The organism is Flexithrix dorotheae DSM 6795 (assembly GCF_000379765.1).
GTDB classification, from domain to species: Bacteria; Bacteroidota; Bacteroidia; order Cytophagales; family Flammeovirgaceae; genus Flexithrix; species Flexithrix dorotheae.
The window spans coordinates 246,617-265,204 of the sequence record NZ_KB903432.1 but is presented as its reverse complement, the minus strand read 5'-3'; the positions used below and the strand labels follow the sequence as shown (position 1 = coordinate 265,204).

Annotated in this window: 13 protein-coding genes; 10 read left to right on the top strand and 3 right to left on the bottom strand. The window is 37.4% G+C overall.

Annotated features, from left to right (window positions below; all coding sequences use genetic code 11):
• Nucleotides 1-38: 38 nt before the first annotated feature.
• The 5 genes from A3EM_RS0108410 (at nucleotide 39) to A3EM_RS0108385 (ending at nucleotide 4,805) form a co-directional block, all read left to right on the top strand.
• Complete coding sequence (locus tag A3EM_RS0108410; RefSeq protein ID WP_020527751.1) at nucleotides 39-1,106, top strand: hypothetical protein; 1,068 nt, start codon at nucleotides 39-41, stop codon at nucleotides 1,104-1,106.
• Between the two features lie 66 nt (nucleotides 1,107-1,172).
• Nucleotides 1,173-1,997 (top strand): transketolase, encoded by an 825-nt coding sequence (locus A3EM_RS0108405; protein WP_020527750.1) that lies wholly within the window; start codon nucleotides 1,173-1,175, stop codon nucleotides 1,995-1,997.
• Nucleotides 1,987-2,919: a transketolase family protein gene (locus A3EM_RS0108400; RefSeq protein WP_020527749.1), complete on the top strand. Its 933-nt coding sequence runs from the start codon at nucleotides 1,987-1,989 to the stop codon at nucleotides 2,917-2,919. Before A3EM_RS0108405 ends, A3EM_RS0108400 begins: the two co-directional genes overlap by 11 nt.
• A gap of 2 nt (nucleotides 2,920-2,921) precedes the next feature.
• Complete coding sequence (locus A3EM_RS0108395; RefSeq protein ID WP_020527748.1) at nucleotides 2,922-3,953, top strand: zinc-dependent alcohol dehydrogenase; 1,032 nt, start codon at nucleotides 2,922-2,924, stop codon at nucleotides 3,951-3,953.
• 75 nt (nucleotides 3,954-4,028) lie between these two features.
• Nucleotides 4,029-4,805 carry an SDR family NAD(P)-dependent oxidoreductase gene (locus tag A3EM_RS0108385; RefSeq protein ID WP_020527747.1) on the top strand — a complete coding sequence of 259 codons (777 nt, stop codon included), beginning with the start codon at nucleotides 4,029-4,031 and terminating at the stop codon, nucleotides 4,803-4,805.
• Between the two features lie 78 nt (nucleotides 4,806-4,883).
• Here A3EM_RS0108385 and A3EM_RS0108375 read toward each other — a convergent pair whose 3' ends face one another.
• A complete protein-coding gene (locus A3EM_RS0108375; protein WP_020527745.1) occupies nucleotides 4,884-7,322 on the bottom strand; it encodes a TonB-dependent receptor in 2,439 nt (812 codons plus the stop codon).
• 581 nt (nucleotides 7,323-7,903) lie between these two features.
• Here A3EM_RS0108375 and A3EM_RS0108365 point away from each other — a divergent pair.
• Nucleotides 7,904-8,806, top strand: a complete 903-nt coding sequence (locus A3EM_RS0108365) for an SAM-dependent methyltransferase (protein WP_020527743.1) — start codon at nucleotides 7,904-7,906, stop codon at nucleotides 8,804-8,806.
• Nucleotides 8,807-9,069: 263 nt separating this feature from the next.
• Nucleotides 9,070-9,978: a hypothetical protein gene (locus A3EM_RS0108360; protein WP_020527742.1), complete on the top strand. Its 909-nt coding sequence runs from the start codon at nucleotides 9,070-9,072 to the stop codon at nucleotides 9,976-9,978.
• 16 nt (nucleotides 9,979-9,994) lie between these two features.
• On the opposite strand, the gene A3EM_RS41870 is transcribed toward A3EM_RS0108360, so the two are convergent.
• Both A3EM_RS41870 and A3EM_RS0108350 read right to left on the bottom strand, forming a co-directional pair.
• The gene (locus A3EM_RS41870) at nucleotides 9,995-10,714 is read right to left on the bottom strand and encodes a phytanoyl-CoA dioxygenase family protein (protein ID WP_020527741.1); all 720 of its coding nucleotides are present in this window, start codon (nucleotides 10,712-10,714) and stop codon (nucleotides 9,995-9,997) included.
• Between the two features lie 14 nt (nucleotides 10,715-10,728).
• Nucleotides 10,729-11,487, bottom strand: coding sequence for an MBL fold metallo-hydrolase (locus tag A3EM_RS0108350; protein ID WP_020527740.1), 759 nt, complete (start codon nucleotides 11,485-11,487; stop codon nucleotides 10,729-10,731).
• A gap of 339 nt (nucleotides 11,488-11,826) precedes the next feature.
• Between A3EM_RS0108350 and A3EM_RS47035 the strand changes: the two genes are divergently transcribed.
• The 3 genes from A3EM_RS47035 to A3EM_RS0108335 all read left to right on the top strand — a co-directional run bounded on the left by A3EM_RS47035 (nucleotide 11,827) and on the right by A3EM_RS0108335 (nucleotide 18,548).
• Nucleotides 11,827-14,430, top strand: coding sequence for a PAS domain-containing sensor histidine kinase (locus tag A3EM_RS47035; protein ID WP_020527739.1), 2,604 nt, complete (start codon nucleotides 11,827-11,829; stop codon nucleotides 14,428-14,430).
• A 10-nt stretch (nucleotides 14,431-14,440) separates the two neighbouring features.
• Nucleotides 14,441-14,866, top strand: a complete 426-nt coding sequence (locus A3EM_RS0108340) for a response regulator (protein ID WP_020527738.1) — start codon at nucleotides 14,441-14,443, stop codon at nucleotides 14,864-14,866.
• Nucleotides 14,867-15,011: 145 nt separating this feature from the next.
• Nucleotides 15,012-18,548, top strand: a complete 3,537-nt coding sequence (locus A3EM_RS0108335; RefSeq protein WP_020527737.1) for a sulfatase-like hydrolase/transferase — start codon at nucleotides 15,012-15,014, stop codon at nucleotides 18,546-18,548.
• Nucleotides 18,549-18,588: the final 40 nt, after the last annotated feature.

The window sequence follows — 18,588 nt, the reverse complement described above, 5'->3', positions numbered from 1 at the left end:
CAGATTCAGGTGACTATAAATAGATTGAAAGAAATCAAATGAAAAAGGCATGGATTATTCTCTTACAAAGACTTCTGGTTCTGATTAGCTTATCAGTAATCTCAGGTTTTATGGTCTTTTATTCATTGGAAAAGGAGCAGGTAGAAATCGAATTCTGGTATGGTAACAATCAGTATTTTGGAAAATTAGGACAGCCTCAAAAGTGGATCAATATTCTTGGAAATATTTCCGGCAAAAATATGGTGGAAAAGGTAACCTACACCCTAAATGACGGGCCGGAAAAAGCTCTTTCCCTAGGCACAGATCTCCACAGGTTAGCCTTTGAGGGTGATTTTAATATAGAAATGGACTGGGAAGAAGTTTTGAAAGGAAAAAATAGGCTGGGCATTTTAGTTAAAAAAATAAACGGTGGCAGTCTGGCAAAATCAATTACTTTTTATGTAAAAAAAGGGAACAATTGGCCCCTGCCCTATTCAGTAAATTTTGCTAAAGTGAAAAACCTGCAGGATGCAGTACAGGTAGTGGATGGGCATTGGAAATTAGTACCAGATGGTGTCAGAACAGTCCAAAAATGGTATGATAGAGTATTAGCCATGGGAGATACTTCCTGGAAGAATTACGAAACAATCACAAAAATCACGATCCATGATTTTACTCCTCCGGAAAAAGGGCCTCCTACCTACAATGTTACTCATTTTGGAATGGCAATGCGGTGGAGAGGGCACAGTAAGGATAACCTTCAACCGAGTAGGAAATGGTACCCCTTGGGTGCCCAGGGTGAGTTTTTAATCAGGACTAACCCTGATAGTTGCCAATGGAGAATATTGTTTCATGGAGGAAAGGAAGCCCCTCCCCAAGTTTTTGCAAAGGGCCTTCTAAATTCAAATTTAGGGAAACCAATATGGCTCAAATGCCGGGTGGAAACCTTGCAAAATGGAAATACACAATACAGTTTTAAAAAATGGAATGAGGGAGAAAATGAGCCGGATAAATGGGATGTAACTGGCATAGAAAAGCCGGATTTGGATTACCCTTCAGGAGCTCAGTGCCTTGTTCCTCACAATTCGGACGTAACCATTCATGAAGTAAAAATTTCGACATTTTAATAATATGTAAATTATAAACCAGCTATTTCAGCTTTTACAGAAGTTTAAATGCTCAAACTAGGATCAATGGAAAAAGAAAAAACTGACTTGCTCAAAGAAAAGGCAAATGGGATTAGAAAAGATATAGTAACTATGGTGCACAGGGCTAATTCCGGGCATGTTGGTGGTAGTCTGGGGGCTACAGATTTAATCGTAGCACTTTATTACCAAATCATGAAGCATCGGCCATCTCAACCAGACTGGAATGAAAGAGACAGGTTTATTTTATCGAAAGGCCATTGTACTCCAGTGATTTATGCAGTACTTGCTGATTGTGGCTATTTCCCCAAATCTGAATTAGAAACTTTCAGAAGGCCGGGATCACATCTTCAGGGCCATCCTTATCAACCAAAAACTCCTGGAATTGAGGCTTGTACCGGGACTCTCGGATTAGGTATTTCCACGGGAGTAGGTATGGCATTGGGTGCTAAATTAAGGGGCGATAATCACTATTATTATATTCTTTGTGGAGATGGGGAAATTCAGGAAGGACAGGCCTGGGAAGCAGCTATGTTTGCCAATAAATATAAACTGGACAATGTAATTGGTTTTGTGGATAGAAACTACTTACAAACAGATGGTAATTCAGAGGATATAATGCCTCTTGATCCCCTTGCGTCAAAATGGGAAAGTTTTGGTTGGAAAACATATACCATGGATGGCCATAACTTTGAGCAAATTGTAGATACGGTTGAACTCGCACAGAAAGATACCCAACCGGTGATGATTATTGCTAATACAACCAAGGGAAAAGGTGTTTCCTTTATGGAAAATGAAGTGAACTGGCACGGCACTCCCCCGACAAAAGATGATTTTGAGAACGCCATAAAAGAACTTGAAAATGGAATTTAAGCATACAAGACAAGGTTATGTGGATGGGCTATTAGAACTTGCCGAAGAATACCCTGAGCTTTTGGTTTTAGATGCGGATGTGGCCAAGGCTACAAAAACAGTTGATTTTGAAGCAGCTTATCCAAAGCGGTTTTTCAATTGTGGCGTACAAGAACAAAATATGCTTTCTGTAGCAGCAGGACTGGCGTTGGAGGGTTATATTCCATTTGCATCTACTTTTGGAGTTTTTGCCACCTGCAGGGCTGGTGATCAATTGCGAAATTCTATTGCCTATCCTAAATTAAATGTAAAAGTTGGTGCCACACATTGTGGTATTACTACTGGCGGGGATGGGGCTTCTCATCAGGCCAATGAGGACATTGCAATTGTACGGTCATTGCCCAACATGACCATTTTAGTACCTGGTGATTACGAAGAAGCCAAACAAGCAACAATAGCCGCTGCAAAATTTGTTGGACCGGTGTATTTGAGATTTGGAAGGGATAAATATCCGTTAATCCCCGAAATCCATGGCGGTTTTACCATAGGGAAAGCAAAAGTTTTGAAACAGGGAAATGATATTTCTATCATAACTACGGGAATCATGGTGGATGAAGGCTTAAAAGCAGCTAATTCTTTGGAATCAGAAGGTGTTAGTGTAAGGTTAATTCATATGCCAACTGTAAAACCTATTGATAAAGAAGTAGTGCTAAATGCCGCCAAGGAAACTAAAGGAATCGTAACAGCGGAAGAGCATTCAATTATTGGCGGTCTTGGGGAAGCTGTGGCTGGGATAGTAGCTGAAGAAGCGCCATGTATGGTGCATAGAATTGGAATGCAGGATGTTTTCGGAGAATCAGGTCAGGCAGGGGAACTGATGGATAAATTTGGTTTCCGGGCGAAAAATATTATTGAAAAAGCACGAAAAATCATGAGAAATTGAAAATGGAAGCATTAGTAAAATACCAGAAAGGTTATGGAAATGTGGCCTTGCAAGATGTTGATCAACCTAAATGTAGTGATGATCAGGTTTTACTCGAAATAGATTGTTGTGGAATATGTGGAACCGATTTGCATGTGTTTCATGATACTTTCCGAAATTATCCCCCTGTGATTTTGGGGCATGAATTTTCTGGAACTGTAGTGGAAACCGGTAAAAAAGTAACATCTGTGCAAAAGGGAGAAAAATTTTCCGTGCTTGGAGCAACTGCAGTGAAGTGTGGAGAGTGTAGTTATTGCCAAAGTGGGGAATTTATGTTTTGTAAAAATCGCAGGGGAATGGGGCATGGCGTAAACGGTGCTTTTACCAAATATGCGGCCGTTCGTCCTGACCAGTTATTTGTGATTCCTGAAGGAGTCTCGATGAAAGAAGCTGCTCTGGTAGAGCCAATGGCAGCCTCTGTGCATGCGGTTTGTGAGATAGCCAGCTTTAAACTTGGGGACACTGTTTTGGTTTCTGGTCCTGGTCCTATCGGGTTACTTTGCGTAAAACTACTTTCTACTCAGGGAATAAAAACATTGGTTGCAGGTACTTCTGAAGATGGATTTCGGTTGGAAAAAGCCATAGAATATGGAGCTGCCCGAACAATTGTGATAGATAAAGAAAGCCTATCGGAAATTATTGAGGAAGAAACCAATGGCGTAGGTGTTGACCTGGCCATTGAGTGTGCAGGAGCGGAAGGATCAGTAAAAAATTGCCTGGATTCGCTAAAGGCGCTTGGTCAACATGTGCAGGTAGGACATTTTGGAAAGGATTTGCAAGTACCTTGGGATCATGTCGCTTTTAAACAACTTCGGATTAATGGTTCGGTTGGGTATACTCGAGCCACATGGGACCAGACGATCAAAATTTTAGGACAGGGTAAATTTAAGGTTGGGGATGTGATTACACACCAAATGATGCTATCAGAATGGAAGAAAGGATTTGATTTAATGGAGACTAAACAAGCGGTGAAGATTATCCTTGATCCGAATTGAGAGAGAAAGCAAAAGCTATTAAAAGTCTTAATTGTGAAAAAAATTTAAAATTAAAAAGTTCTGAGGCCATATTCATTGAAAAAGAGGTTCGAAAATAAAGTTGCCCTGATAACCGGTGCCGGGAAGGGAATTGGTTTGGCTATTGCTCAGCAACTGGCCTCAGAGGGAGCTACAATTATTTTAAATGATATAGAAGAAAATTGTGCCCACCAAGCAGCAGAAAAAATAAATAAAGTTTCTAAAGGATCTTGTATTCCGTTCGCTGGTGATGCAGGAGATATAGCTTTTATTGGAGAGATTGTTACCTTCACAATTGAAAAATTTGGACGAATTGATTTTGCTATTGCCAATGCGGGAATTACCCATTTTGGTAGTTTTCTAGAATACAGTGAAGAGGACTTTTTCAAGGTAATTAATTTAAATATGACAGGCGCCTTCTTTCTGGCACAGAAAAGTGCTCAGCAAATGAAAAAACACAGAGAGGGGAAAATATTATTGATGTCTTCGGTAATTGGTATGCAGGCCTATCCCAACCTATCGGTATATAGCATGACGAAAGCTGCTTTGCGTATGTTAGCTAAAAATCTGGTAGTTGAGCTGGCCCCTTTTAATATTCAGGTAAACTGTATTGCACCCGGAGCAACTCTTACAGAAAGAACCCAGTTGGAACAGGAAAACTATGAAGAGAGTTGGTCAGCCGTTATTCCCGATAAAAAAACAGCCAGCCCGGATGATATTGCTTCTGCCGCTTTATTCTTATTATCCCCTGAAGCCATTCACATTACAGGGCAAACATTGGTGATTGATGGAGGCTGGACCAGTTTTAGCCCTTATCCTGGGTTTGGTAAATAGGAATAAAAACCCCAAAAAGATCACCAGCTGGCGATCTTTTTGGGGATTAAAGGATGTCGGGAAATTGCTGGTGTTGGATTAAAAGTCATCTCCTCCATCACCACCGCCATCTCCTCCTCTACCACCTTTCTTGCTCTTGTAGTTGTTAAACCTGTAATTTAAGGTTACAGAAAACTGTGGTGCATAATTATATTCTTCTTCATAAGCGTAAAAACCCACTCCACTTGATTCACTATCTCTAATAACTCTACCAAAAATATCTCTAATTTGAACAATACCGGTCATTTTTTTATCCCAGAATTCCTGACTCAAAGCCAGGTCTGCTGTCCAGTAGTCACCTCTCATCCCCTGAGCAGTAACTGTGGCACTATTGTACCTGGAATTCAATTGGATTCTATTTCCTTTAAATGGCCTGAAGGTATTACTCCACCTTGTATTCCAGTTAAAACTTTGTCTGTTAAAAGATTGCTCTTCCAAGGCTCCTTCCAGTTTATAATTGTAGAAGTTTCCTGATATATCCATTTTCCACCATTCGAACAGGTTCAAACTCAAAACCATTTCTCCACCAAGTGCAAAATCTTTTCCCACATTTTCCGGTCTGGAAAGCATCACATTTTCATCATAAACACTTTGGATTCTTTCCGTCTTGTTATTGGTTATCCGATAATATCCTTCAAAGGAGAAAGAATGCTCACCCAGTCCTTTCAGATAATTCAATTCCATGGCATCAATGTATTCAGGTTTTAAAGCAGGGTTTCCCTGTCTTACATTAAATGCATCGGTCCAGGTAATAAAAGGTTCCAGGTAATATGACCTTGGTCGCTCAATTCTTCGTGAATAACTCGCCATTACTTGTTGCTCTGATGGCAGTTTATAAGAAGTATGAAGGGTAGGAAAATAGTCGAATCGATCTATCGTAAATTCCTGAGCGGCAGTAAAAGAATTAATGACCCTATAGGTATATTCTCCACGAAGACCTACCTGATAGCCAAAATTCCCTTTTTCACCACCATAAATTCCATATAATGCGTGGATGTCACGGTCGTAATCGGTATCATTACTAAAATCAGGCTGGATCTCATATTCACCATTGTCTGGGTTATAAAAAAATAATTTAGTGATGTCTGCACTTCTGCCTATTCTTGCCTGATAACCTGTTTCAAGTTTGTTTTTTTCACCAAAAGGACGGGTATAATCCAGGTTTAATTGTAAAACTTCTCCAGGACCATCCTCTGTATTCCTTTGTCCGCTGGTAATGGTATTATCTTTATTTAAAAGCTGATTTATAGATTCCTCTGTGGATTGTCTTTTTCTAAAGCTTGCCTGTGCAATCAGGTTATGATTTTTACCAGGAAAGTCGTGCTGGTAAGAAGTATTTATGGAATAAAAATTTCCACCTCTATTTCCATTTTGCTCGCTAATATATTCATTGATTTCATTTCCGGGATTTACAGTTTCCAGGTAATTCAGTGAACCATATCTTTCAGAATTACTATAACCGTAATTAAATTCTACTGTTAAATTATCATTATCAGTAAAGTTATAACCTAAGCCACCTCTCAATACCCAGAAATTTCTTTGCCCGTTTTTTTCCCCTTCACTTCTGGTGTAAAAAGTAGTATCATTTTTTTCAGTTGTCCTCTCGCTAAATTCATATCCTGGTCTTGTACCAAAATTGTAATCACCTCCAAGAAAAGTAGTGAGTTTTTTATTGGTGTAATTGATCAGAAATCCGGCTCCTTTTCTTTCGTAATTTCCCAAATTTAAATTACCTGTACCCGAAAAGCCCTTCAGTTTATTTTTCTTGGTTACGATATTTATGATTCCTGCTGTTCCATCGGGATTATACTTTGCAGATGGGTTAGTAATTATTTCTATATTTTCTATGGTATTGGCGGGCAGCTGTTGTAATGCTTCAGAAGATTCCAAAACAGTTGGTCTTCCATCAATAAGAACCATAAAGCCTGTGCTTCCTCTTAAAGCCACATTTCCTTCTATATCCACTGTAATAGAAGGCAAGTTTTCCAAGATATCTACAGCAGTTCCGGAAGCTGCAGTCAGTTGCTGGCTAACATTAATGACTTTTCTGTCAATCTTGTATTCTACTGACATTTCATCCGCTACAATTTCTACTTCATCCAGTTCGGAAACCACTCTGGGTAGGATAATTTCGCCTAAATTGATTTTGGAATTGCCTGCGTTCAGGTTAATATCATCTATTACTTTCTTGTCATATCCAATAAATGTGATTTCAAGGTAGTAATTACCATTATCCAGACCTTTAAGTAAAAACTTGCCTTCAGGTTTGGTGATAGTACCAGTTACAAGTTTTTTATCGGCTTTTCCGTACAAAGCAACCGATACAAATTCCAGGGGTTCATTATTTTCTTCATCGATTATCACTCCCTGAATGGTTCCTGAACCATTATCGGCATATCCTTTAAAGCCATTGCTTAAAAACAATATAAATAGTAAAATACTAAGTTTTCCAATTGGTTGAAGAGTAATTTTGCTCATAATTTTTCAGCGATTTTTAAAGCATTTTAATGTTGGTAATAATTAGATTTGGGGAAACTCACCCCAACTTACACCACAAAACTAACAGGCAAATCTGTGGATAGTTTGAGGAGAATTTGAAGGAAATCTGATTTTTCACGCAATTCTATAGAAAAAATGCACCCTAATTTTAAATACTTAATCAAAACAGGATACAAAATGTTTAAAACCGGATTGAAAGGTTATAAAATAAGAATGAAAATTCACCAGGCAGAATGGTAAAATAGTGAATGTTGTATTTAGTGTTATAAAACACTTATTCGTCAGATTTGAACCTATAACCCATTAAAATACGGTAGGTGGAACCATATTAATCACTGCGATAGGATTTTTAAAGGCGAAACTCCAAATTGTAATATCTTTTTCCCCTTTCCTATGTTAATTAAATAAGAAAATTTTCCAGATAAAAATTTCATATAAAAACTACCTTATCAATTAGAAATTTTACTTGTGAAATTGTATAATTACAATAATAAAGTTATGATATTTTGTCTTTCGCCAGACTATAAAGTATTCATTCTAACTTCAAAAGCGCTATAAAAATGGCAACAAAGTCCGACATTGATTATTCTTATAGCACCATGGACAAAATCTGGAGGTTGAGTATCGGGGAAATGGCTGATTTTACGGGTGCAAAATATGATGGCGATTTTTCATTAAGCCTGGAAGAAGCCCAAAAAAGAAAACATCAGTTTATTTCAGAACATCTCAATATAACTGGAGGGAGCCGAGTGTTAGATATGGGTTGTGGCTGGGGACCATTTTTAAATTATCTGAGAAGTATTGGTGCGAAAGGTTTGGGATTAACCCTATCACAAGGGCAATTTGAGGCCTGTAAAAAAAATGGATTGGATGTAAGGATTAAAGATTGCCGAACTCTTAAGACTGAGGATTTTGGCACCTTCGATGCGGTTGCTTCTGTAGGTGCATTTGAGCATTTTTGTTCCATTGAAGAATATAAAGAAGGCAGGCAGGATGAGATTTATCAACAACTTTTTAAAACAATTAGTGATCTTTTACCCAAAGGCGGAAGGTGTTTTATACAAACTATGGTTTTTGGAGAGGGAATGATAGATCTGGATAAAATTGATATAAAAGCCGATAAAAATTCCAATGAATATTTAATGGCACTAATTGTAAATGAATTTCCGGGTTCCTGGTTGCCTTATGGACAGGAGCATATTATTCGATCCGCACAACCTTATTTTAAATTTGTTTGCGGCCATTCTGGTAAGGATGATTATATAGAAACTATAAAAGTCTGGAGAAAAAGACTAAAACAATTTAGTTGGGAAAAATATGCTGCTTATTTGTCATTGGCCCCCAGATTAATTTACGATTCGAAAATGAGAAACCGACTGGAAAATTTAAAAATTGCTCCGATTCGGGTTGCCTTCGAGCGGGGTATCTGGGATCATTTCAGGCTGGTTTTTGAAAAGGTTTAAAAAGCGACAGACTAATTTAGTTTCAACAACTTTTCTTGTTCAACTCATTAGAATTAACCCTAATTATCTTTAATATTAGTTAAAAATCATTCAGGACATTATCCTTCCTTTATATCTGCCGTAAATAAAGATAGACTTCTTTCAAGTCTCAATGATCAACTTGTTTTTTTCAAATAAGGCTTGCAGAAACAATCTCTTAAATTAATAGCTGAAAAGGAAAATCAGCCTTTTCCAATCTTTTTTTAACTAATCACCTTCCAAAAATGAAAAGCGTATTATTAGTTCCCCTAGTAGTATTTATAAATCTACACTTAACCGGACAGTCCCTTCCTCAACATGTTGATTTTCAGGAATTAGGATTCAGTTTTGATATTCCGGATGGTTGGACTGGGCAAATTGATGGCGATTATGTTTTATTGGGTCATCATACTATCCCGGGTATAATGATATTATTTCAAAATGATAGTAAAGATGCTGCTTCCTTAAAAAGGAGGGCTATGCAGGGCATTTATGAGGAAGGTGTCAGTCTTTCAAGTGAGGGAGATTTTAATTTAATTGGGGAAAACAGGGTAGAAGGAATTTATACCGGGAACTTTCACGGAACAAATGCAAGATGCTTTGCGATAGGATTAATTAATGGTTTGGGCAGCGGATTAAGTATTATTTTGGTGACGGAGCCAGACAAATTTAATGATCGTCACATTCAGGAAGCTAAAAAACTGGCTGAATCAGTAAAATTTTATCAGGTAAAAGAATCTGAAATAACACTACAGTGGAAGAATAAAATTGTGGGGAAGCAACTTAAATATATGTATACTAATTCCAGTAATGATTACACTGGTGGTTATTCAGGAGTCTCTGAAATAACCACAATTGATTTATGTCCAAACGGAAATTTCAGTTATTATTCAAATACACATTCCAGTTTTTCTTCCGGGAACAGCAATGCGGAAGCAGGATCTGTAAATGCACAAAGTGGATTTGGCTATGGAAATAGCAATACGAACAATCAAGGGACTTACCAAATCACTTCAGGACAAAACATTACCTATCTTATTTTAAATTTTAGTAACGGAAATACTTTGGAATATCAGCTATCCCAATCTGATGATGGAAAAACATATCTGGATGAAACACGGTATTTCATCATTGAAAGTGAAAATTGTTATTAGAAAAAATAAGTTGGCTTTAATTATTTCTAACCTTTCTATCTCCGGTATGATCAACCCCTTGCTTTCTTTCCAGTGTTATCATTTCCAAAGGTCTGAAATTAAGGATTAGCGCTCTTCTCTGACTGGTAGTCGAATTTCCATTGCTGTAATGAAGGGTAAATCCATCGTGGAAAGTACAACCTCCTGGCTGAAGTGGAATGGGTTGGGCCTGGCTTGTATCTGTTTCACAATAAAGGGCTCCACCTTTTGAATAAAACTGATGAGGGTGTATGGTTAAATCGGGTCCCTTAGGAATGAACCACATACAGCCATTTGCCTCAGTAACTTTATCCAGGGCAATCCAGCAACTCACAGCTCTTTTATCAGGCAGATTTATCCAGTAAGCTGCATCCTGATGCCAGGGTGTTGGAGTATTGGTAAAAGGGGCTTTGTTGATGAGCATATCGAAGTCGAGTTCCATATCCTTTCCTAAAAGTTGTTTAGCCCATTTTAAAGCTTCTTTGTAGGCAGTACTCTCTAAAAGCCTCGATTCAATTATTCCTGGCCGCATGATTTGGGTAATTTTTTCAACTTCACTATTTTCTTCAGCATCACCACCCAAATCACTTCTCAAGCCAATTGTTCTTTTTTTATCCTTTAAAAGCTGATCATAAAGTAGTTTTAATTTTTCAACTTCTTCTTCGGAAATCAGCTTTTCCAATTTTCCAAACCCATATTTTAGAAAGTGATTTTTCATTAAAATTAAAATTGTTATTGGTTTGGGTACCAGTTTTTCAATCTGACCTCAATTTTTGGATTTCCATCATTGACCAATTTTTTAAATCCTTCTACGTCACTTAATCCACCCTGACCCCTATAATGGTAGGGATAAACAATACCTGGCTTAAAATCCAAAACCGCACTGGCTGCCTGATTGATATCCATGGTGTAGGGTAAATTCATGCACACAAAAGCTACATCGATATTTTTCAAATTTCTCATTTCTGGAATATCTTCCGTATCGCCTGATAAATAAACCTTTTTACCTCCCATAGTTAAAATATAACCATTTCCTCTTCCTTTGGTGTGCCTGGATGTAGCATCTTCTGGCAGGTTGTACATAGGAATTGCTGCAATATTTATCCCGGAGACATCTTGGTTTTCTCCATTGTTAAGGACGGAAGCCTGGCTTTTCAATTCCTCTGGTAATTTTTCCATAACTGCCTGAGGAACAATCAACTTTGCCTTGGAAATATTCAAATCATTTAGGGTTTTTACATCCAGATGATCTCCATGAATATCGGTAATCAGAACAATATCCGGATCATTTAACCCTTCAAAACCAGCTGAACCACCATAAGGATCCACAAAAATGGTAAGTTTATTCCAGGTAAAGGCGACAGTACCATGAGTGATTGGTTGCACCACTAAATCCCCTTTTGTGGTTTTAATTTGATCTGGTGTGGCTTGTTGTTGCCCAAATGTTACGGAAGAAAGGAACAATAATAATAAAGCTAAATTTATCTTCATGGCAATTTGGTTTTATAGTCAGTTAATTACTTATTTTTAAAGTAAATTTAATAAAAGATTAAAAGCTAAATAAATTTAACACAAAATCGAGAGAAGAGTTTAGGTACACTTTATAAAGGGTTTAGAAAAATATGGAAAATGAAAGGTTTTTGCTGCGAATAAAAATATTTTTTTAGTGATGTTTCAATTTTCTTTAAAGTGCAAATATGCGTGTGGAAACAAGCCTAATTGCATATCTGGAAATTTAGGGCTATATTCTGATTATAAATTTTTCTTAATACAAAATTTCATTTAAACTAACCAACCCTTAAAAAGAATACTTTTTAATACCAAATTTTAATGCGTACTGAAAATATCCAAAACCTTAAAAACTTAAGTTTTCAAAAAATTATTGGTGAGATAGAGGATTATGCCATCCTTTTACTAAGTAAGGATGGGATAATTGAAAACTGGAATTCCGGAGCTGAGAAAATAAAAGGTTATAAATCGGAAGAAATAATTGGGAAAAGCTTTAGTGTTTTTTATACTGAAAAAGATAAGAATGAAGGAAAACCTCAAAAATTACTGGCTTTGGCCAAAAATGAAGGAAAGGCAAGAGACGAAGGATGGCGGAAACGGAAAAATGGGACATCTTTTTGGGCAAGTGTACTAATTACAGCTATCCATGATGATTACGGTAATATTATTGGGTTCACCAAAGTTACCAGAGACCTGACTTTAAATAAAGCTGAGGAGTACCTTAACAAAGTTTATACGCGGTTTAAAATAGCTACGGATGCTGCAAAAATTGGAATTTGGGAATTGGATTTACCTAATCATATCCTTTACTGGTCGGAAGAAATAAGTAAAATACATGAGGTATCCGCAGATTTTGAGCCTGAATTGGAAACTGCTATTAATTTTTATAAGGAAGGAAATAACAGGGATCGGATTAGAGAAGCTGTAAATGTATGTATTCATAATGGGACTCCATTTGATTTAGAGTTAAAAATAATTACGGCAACAGGAACGGAAAAGTGGGTGAGAGCAATGGGTAAAGGAAAATTTAGAGATGGAAAAATTGTAAGGCTGTATGGTGCTATTCAGGATATAAATGAAAAAAAGTTAATTACCCGGCAACTGGAAAAAAGCCAACAGGAATATAAGTCTCTTTTTGATCAACATCCGGATGCTGTATTTGCGCTGGATAGGAAGGGATATTTCATTTCTTTTAATGAGCGGTTGTTAGAACTTATTGGTATTTCGCCTGAAAAGCTGAAGAAAATTTCATTCAAACCATTTTGTGCTCCTGAAGATTTGGACAGGGTAATGGGCAATTTTCTTCAGGTGTTGGAAGGTAAGCCACAGACATATCAGACCGGTATGATAACCAATAAGGGAAAGCGTTTGGAGTTGAACATCACTAATATGCCAATAGTAGTGGATGGGGAAATTGTTGGGGTTTATGGAATTGCCAGGGATATCACGGAACATAAAAAGGCTGATTTAGAATTGAAGCAGAGTCAGGAGAATCTGCAAAAAATAATGGACCATTCACTCGACATTATTTGTACCATCGATAGAGAAGGTTTGTTTAAACAAATAAGTCCGGCATCGGAAAAAATCTTGGGTTATTCTCCTAAAGAACTTGTTGGTATTCCTTATATCTCCCTGGTTTATGAGGAAGATCGGGAAATTACTACTAAAGCTGCTGAAGAAATAGCTGCCGGCATATCTACTACCAATTTTATGAACAGATATGTTAGAAAAGATGGTAGATTGGTACCTATAATTTGGTCAGTTTATTGGGACAATGAAGATGAATTGTTCTATTGCATTGCCCGGGATGCCACTGAAAAGAAAAAAGCAGAAAGTTTATTGCGGGAAAGTGAGAAAAGAATTACGGATTTGGCCCAGAATGTTCCCGGAGTGGTTTATCAACTTTGTATCAGATCAGACGGGTCTTCTTATTTCACTTATGTAAGTGATAAAATGGAAGAAATTTTTGGGTTTTCCACCAATGAACAAAGTGATGAGTGGGAACTTGGCAACCGGATACCGGATGAAGAAAAGGAAGCATTTTTTAGTTCAGTCCAGAAAGCTGTAACTGAATTGAGCAACTGGGATTATGAAGGTAGAATAAGATGTGGAAATGGAGAAATGAAATGGTTTCAGGGAAAATCGATTCCTTTAAAAGTAGGTGATGAAGTAATTTTTAATGGAATTATGCTAGACATTACCAAGAGGAAAAAAGTTGAACTGGAAAGAGAACAACTTATTAAAGAACTTTCCCAAAATAATACAGAACTGAAACAATTTTCTTACATCACTTCTCACAATCTACGTGCACCTTTAACCAATCTTATTGGAATTCATCAACTACTGGATCATACCAGAATAGAGGACGAAAAAATTAGACGGTTGGTTAACGGATTAAAAGCATCCACATCTAATTTGAATGAAACACTGAATGACCTTATTAAAATTTTAATCATAAAAGAAAATACAAACCTGACAACCCGGATGATTGATGTAAATGAAAGATTTAATGAAGTGAAAAATGCTATTTCCTCCTTCATAAAACAATCTGGAGCCGAAATCAATTATAATTTTAGGGAAGTGCCAGAAGTCAAATTTAATAAGGAATACATGGACAGTATTTTACTTAATTTGATTACCAATGCCATAAAGTATGCGCATCCGGACCGGTATCCCCTTATCAATATATCTACCAGGAAAAGTGAAGGTAAAGACCAGTTGGTGGTTCAGGACAATGGCTTAGGTTTTAATATGGCAAAAGTTAAGGATAAAATTTTTGGCCTTTACCAGCGCTTTCATAATCATCCTAATAGTAAAGGGATTGGATTATATCTGGTGCATTCCCAGGTGACCTCCCTTGGTGGAAATATTGAAGTAACCAGCGAAGAAAATATAGGAACTACGTTCACCATTACTTTTAAATAACAAGATTAATATGATTCCAAATGTGATGTGCATTGAGGATGATACTACAACTTTAATGCTTTTTGAGTTTTTGTTTAAAGATGAAAATTTTTGCCAGAATTTTATTCCGGTTGAAAATGGACAATTGGCTTTCGATTATTTTGAAACTTACATGAAAAATAAGGCGGATCAAAAAATAATCCCCAACCTGATTTTTCTAGATTTAAACATGCCTGTGATGGGAGGTTGGGAATTTCTTGAAACCATGGAGAATATTTTTCCCGATTTACTAACTCAGTTAAATATCATTGTCTTATCTTCCAGTGTTAACCCTAAAGATCAGGATTTGGCAAAAGAAAATAAGTTCGTGATGGATTTTCTCGATAAACCTCTGGTGAAAGATCAATTAAATGCTCTGAAACAGAAAGCTGTTTTTAAAGATTATTTTTCTTCGTAACCTGCATGTATTGCAAAAAGTATTGCCGGTAAACCTACACAACAGGACAGGTAAATTAGATTAATTCAATAGTTTGGTGGTCAATTTAAAACTTTACAAGTTTTAAAAATCGAAAAACGAGAGATTTCAATACCAAACTCTAAATATGAAAAGACAAACAATTCAACAGGTGGGCAAATTTTTATTCATCACATTACTTTTGATTCGGGCGCTTTCAGCGTTTGGTCAACAAAATAGTAATGAAAAACCCAACATTATATTTATTCTGACCGATGATCAGAGATGGGATGCTTTGGGATATGCTGGAAATAAAATTATCCAGACCCCGGAAATGGATAAACTGGCCAAAGAGGGGACTTATTTCAAAAATGCTATTGTTACTACTCCAATTTGTGCGGCAAGCAGAGCGAGTATTTTCACAAGTTTGCATGAGCGGACACATAAATATACATTTCAAACTGCTCCCATTCTCGAAGAATACATGAATCGGGCTTATCCTAAACTTTTGAAAGAGGCGGGTTATTACACAGGTTTTTATGGGAAGTTTGGGGTAAATTATCCCGGGAAAGAAGAATTATTCGATGAAATTGAGGATTACGATAGAAACAACCAATTTAAAGATTATCGGGGATATTATTATAAAAAAATTGGGAATGATACTGTGCACTTAACAAGGTATACAGGGGAAAAGGCACTTGAATTTATAGAGCAATCCAATTCAGACCAACCATTTTGTCTGTCTTTAAGTTTTAGTGCACCTCATGCACACGATGGCGCGAAAGAACAATATTTTTGGCAGGATGAATCAGGGAAATTGTACCAAAAAATGGACATGCCCGGTCCTGCATTGGCAGAGGACAAATATTTCGAACAATTACCCCTACCAGTTCAGGAAGGATTTAACCGATTGCGATGGACATGGAGATACGATACACCTGAAAAATATCAGCACAGTGTGAAAGGCTATTACCGAATGATAAAAGGAATAGATCTGGAAATTGCCAAAATCAGAAAGAAGCTAAAGGAGAAAGGGATTGATAAAAACACGGTAATTGTACTCATGGGAGATAATGGCTATTTCCTCGGTGAAAGACAACTGGCGGGAAAATGGCTCATGTATGATAATTCTATTCGCGTGCCTTTAATCGTTTTCGATCCCAGGGAAAAAGGCCAGAAAGATGTAGAAGATATGGCTTTAAATATTGATGTGCCTGCCACAATTTTAGATCTTGCAGGGGTTTCCCAACCAGATTCATGGCATGGGAAAAGCCTTTTGCCTTTGGTCAAAGGCAAGCAAAAATCGATGGACAGGGATACTATTTTGATTGAACATCTCTGGGAGTTTGAGCACATTCCTCCAAGTGAAGGGGTGCGAACAGCTAAATGGAAGTATTTGCGCTATGTGAATGATAAAACTGCTCCGGAATTGTATGACTTGGAAAAGGATCCTCAGGAACTTAACAATCTTGCCGGAGACGCCAAATACAAGGATGTTCTGACTGAATTGCAGCAGAAATGTGACCAGCTGACTCAGAAATTTGCGGATCCTTATTCTGGAATTCCCTCCAACTTAACAGTTGAAACTATCCGGGAGCCTGGAAAAACCATTATTAATGATCCCCAACCTGAATTCGGATGGCAAGTTCCAAAAGAAGCTGTAACTCAAAAAGGATATCAGATATTAGTAGCTTCAAGTAAAGCATTATTAGCGAATAATATTGGTGATATATGGAATAGTGGAAGGGTGCAAACGAGTGCTTCCTCCAACGTAGAATTTGGAGGAGAGCCTTTGAATTCAAATACTGAATACTTTTGGAAAGTAAGAATATTTGATCAGGATAACAGATTGACAGAATATGCTGAGCCACAGGCTTTTAAAACAGGGACTTTTGAAGGAAATATTTCAACCCATAACTTTTTCCAGATAGAAAAAATTAAACCTGTTTCAATTACTAAAAAAACGAATGGCTGTTATTTTGCAGATTTTGGAAAGGATGCCTTTGGTACACTTCAGTTAAATTACAAATCAGATAAGAAAGAAACGTTAATTATCAGGCTGGGAGAAAAGCTATTGGAGGGAAAAATTGATCGTAATCCTCCGGGAAATGTTCGGTATCAGGAAGTGAAACTGGAAGTAAATCCTGATAAACAAAACTATCAGATTGAACTGGTTCCCGATGAAAGAAATACAAAATCGGTTGCAGTGGCTTTGCCTGATTCCTTTCCGGTAATCCTCCCTTTCCGCTATTGTGAAATAGAAGGGGCAACTTCTTCCATTAAAAAAGAGGATATAACCCAGGTAGCCTATTTTGGTTATTTTGATAATCATACCAGTAGTTTTGAAAGCACCGATGACATTTTGAATCAGGTTTGGGATCTTTGTAAATATTCTATCAAAGCCACCACTTTTGCCGGCTATTATGTGGATGGAGACAGAGAACGAATTCCCTATGAAGCAGATGCGTATCTCAATCAATTGAGCCATTATTGTGTGGATAATGAATATGCCATGGCAAGAAATACCATAGAATATTTCATGGATTATCCTACCTGGCCTACTGAGTGGCAATTGCATGTGGCCTTATTGTTTTATCAGGACTATATGTACACAGGAAATACCGAACTGATTGAGAAATACTACGAACCCCTGAAGCACAAAACTTTGATAGCTTTGGAAAATGAAGAAGGTTTCATCAGTACTCATTCTCCAAAGTTGAATGGAAAAGTGATGGCCGATTTGGGTTTTGCCGATACTACCCAGAGATTAAGAGACATTGTAGACTGGCCTCCTGCTCAGAAAGACACAGGTTGGAAACTAGCTACAGCAGAAGGAGAAAGAGATGGTTTTGTTTTTAAGCCCATCAATACTGTGATCAATAGTTTTTATTATCAAAATATGAAAATTATGGCAGAGTTCGCCAGGGTATTGAATAAACCAGAGGAGGAACTTGATTTTAAATTGAGGGCTGCTAAAGTAAAAAGAGCCATTAATGAAAAATTATACTATGAGGAAGGAGGGTATTACAGAGATGGTGTTGGGACAGATCATGGATCAGTTCACGCCAATATGATGCCTTTAGCCTTCGATATTGTACCAGAATCCAGAAAAGCAAAAGTAGCTGCTTACCTCAAAACCAGGGGAATGGGTTGCAGTGTTTACGGAGCACAATTCTTAATGGAGGCTTTGTATAATGCAGGATCAGCAGATTATGCTTTGGAGTTAATGACGGCTACGCATGACCGAAGCTGGTACAATATGATCAAAATCGGGTCAACCATTTCCTTGGAAGCATGGGATATGAAATACAAACCAAATGCGGACTGGAACCATGCCTGGGGAGCAGCTCCGGCTAATATTATTCCAAGAGGCTTATGGGGAATTCAACCCATTACTCCAGGTTTTGGGAAGGTGAGTGTAAAACCACAAATGGCGAGTCTTAAAAGTACATCAATCACCTACCCTACTCCATTGGGACAAATTAAAGGTGACTACGAAAAGGTTAACAACAGACTGACTCGATACTCCATTACATTACCAGCGAATATGGTTGGAGAATTTAGTGTGGATTTTTCTCCAAACCATGTAGTAAGTCTAAATGGAGAAAAAGTGAATCTGGCATTTGGTACCCTCCGCTTACAGCCGGGGGAAAATGTAATTCAAATTCAGGTGAATTCATTTTAATGGGAAAAGAACTCCTCCTTGTTTCGCTTCGCGAAACAAG

Excerpts from the sequence above, each read along its gene's own strand:
- A3EM_RS0108410 (WP_020527751.1), top strand. The coding sequence starts at position 39 with ATGAAAAAGGCATGGATTATTCTCTTACAAAGACTTCTGGTTCTGATT.
- A3EM_RS0108405 (WP_020527750.1), top strand. The coding sequence starts at position 1,173 with ATGGAAAAAGAAAAAACTGACTTGCTCAAAGAAAAGGCAAATGGGATT.
- A3EM_RS0108400 (WP_020527749.1), top strand. The coding sequence starts at position 1,987 with ATGGAATTTAAGCATACAAGACAAGGTTATGTGGATGGGCTATTAGAA.
- A3EM_RS0108395 (WP_020527748.1), top strand. The coding sequence starts at position 2,922 with ATGGAAGCATTAGTAAAATACCAGAAAGGTTATGGAAATGTGGCCTTG.
- A3EM_RS0108375 (WP_020527745.1), bottom strand. The coding sequence starts at position 7,322 with ATGAGCAAAATTACTCTTCAACCAATTGGAAAACTTAGTATTTTACTA.
- A3EM_RS0108365 (WP_020527743.1), top strand. The coding sequence starts at position 7,904 with ATGGCAACAAAGTCCGACATTGATTATTCTTATAGCACCATGGACAAA.
- A3EM_RS0108360 (WP_020527742.1), top strand. The coding sequence starts at position 9,070 with ATGAAAAGCGTATTATTAGTTCCCCTAGTAGTATTTATAAATCTACAC.
- A3EM_RS41870 (WP_020527741.1), bottom strand. The coding sequence starts at position 10,714 with ATGAAAAATCACTTTCTAAAATATGGGTTTGGAAAATTGGAAAAGCTG.
- A3EM_RS0108350 (WP_020527740.1), bottom strand. The coding sequence starts at position 11,487 with ATGAAGATAAATTTAGCTTTATTATTATTGTTCCTTTCTTCCGTAACA.
- A3EM_RS47035 (WP_020527739.1), top strand. The coding sequence starts at position 11,827 with ATGCGTACTGAAAATATCCAAAACCTTAAAAACTTAAGTTTTCAAAAA.
- A3EM_RS0108340 (WP_020527738.1), top strand. The coding sequence starts at position 14,441 with ATGATTCCAAATGTGATGTGCATTGAGGATGATACTACAACTTTAATG.
- A3EM_RS0108335 (WP_020527737.1), top strand. The coding sequence starts at position 15,012 with ATGAAAAGACAAACAATTCAACAGGTGGGCAAATTTTTATTCATCACA.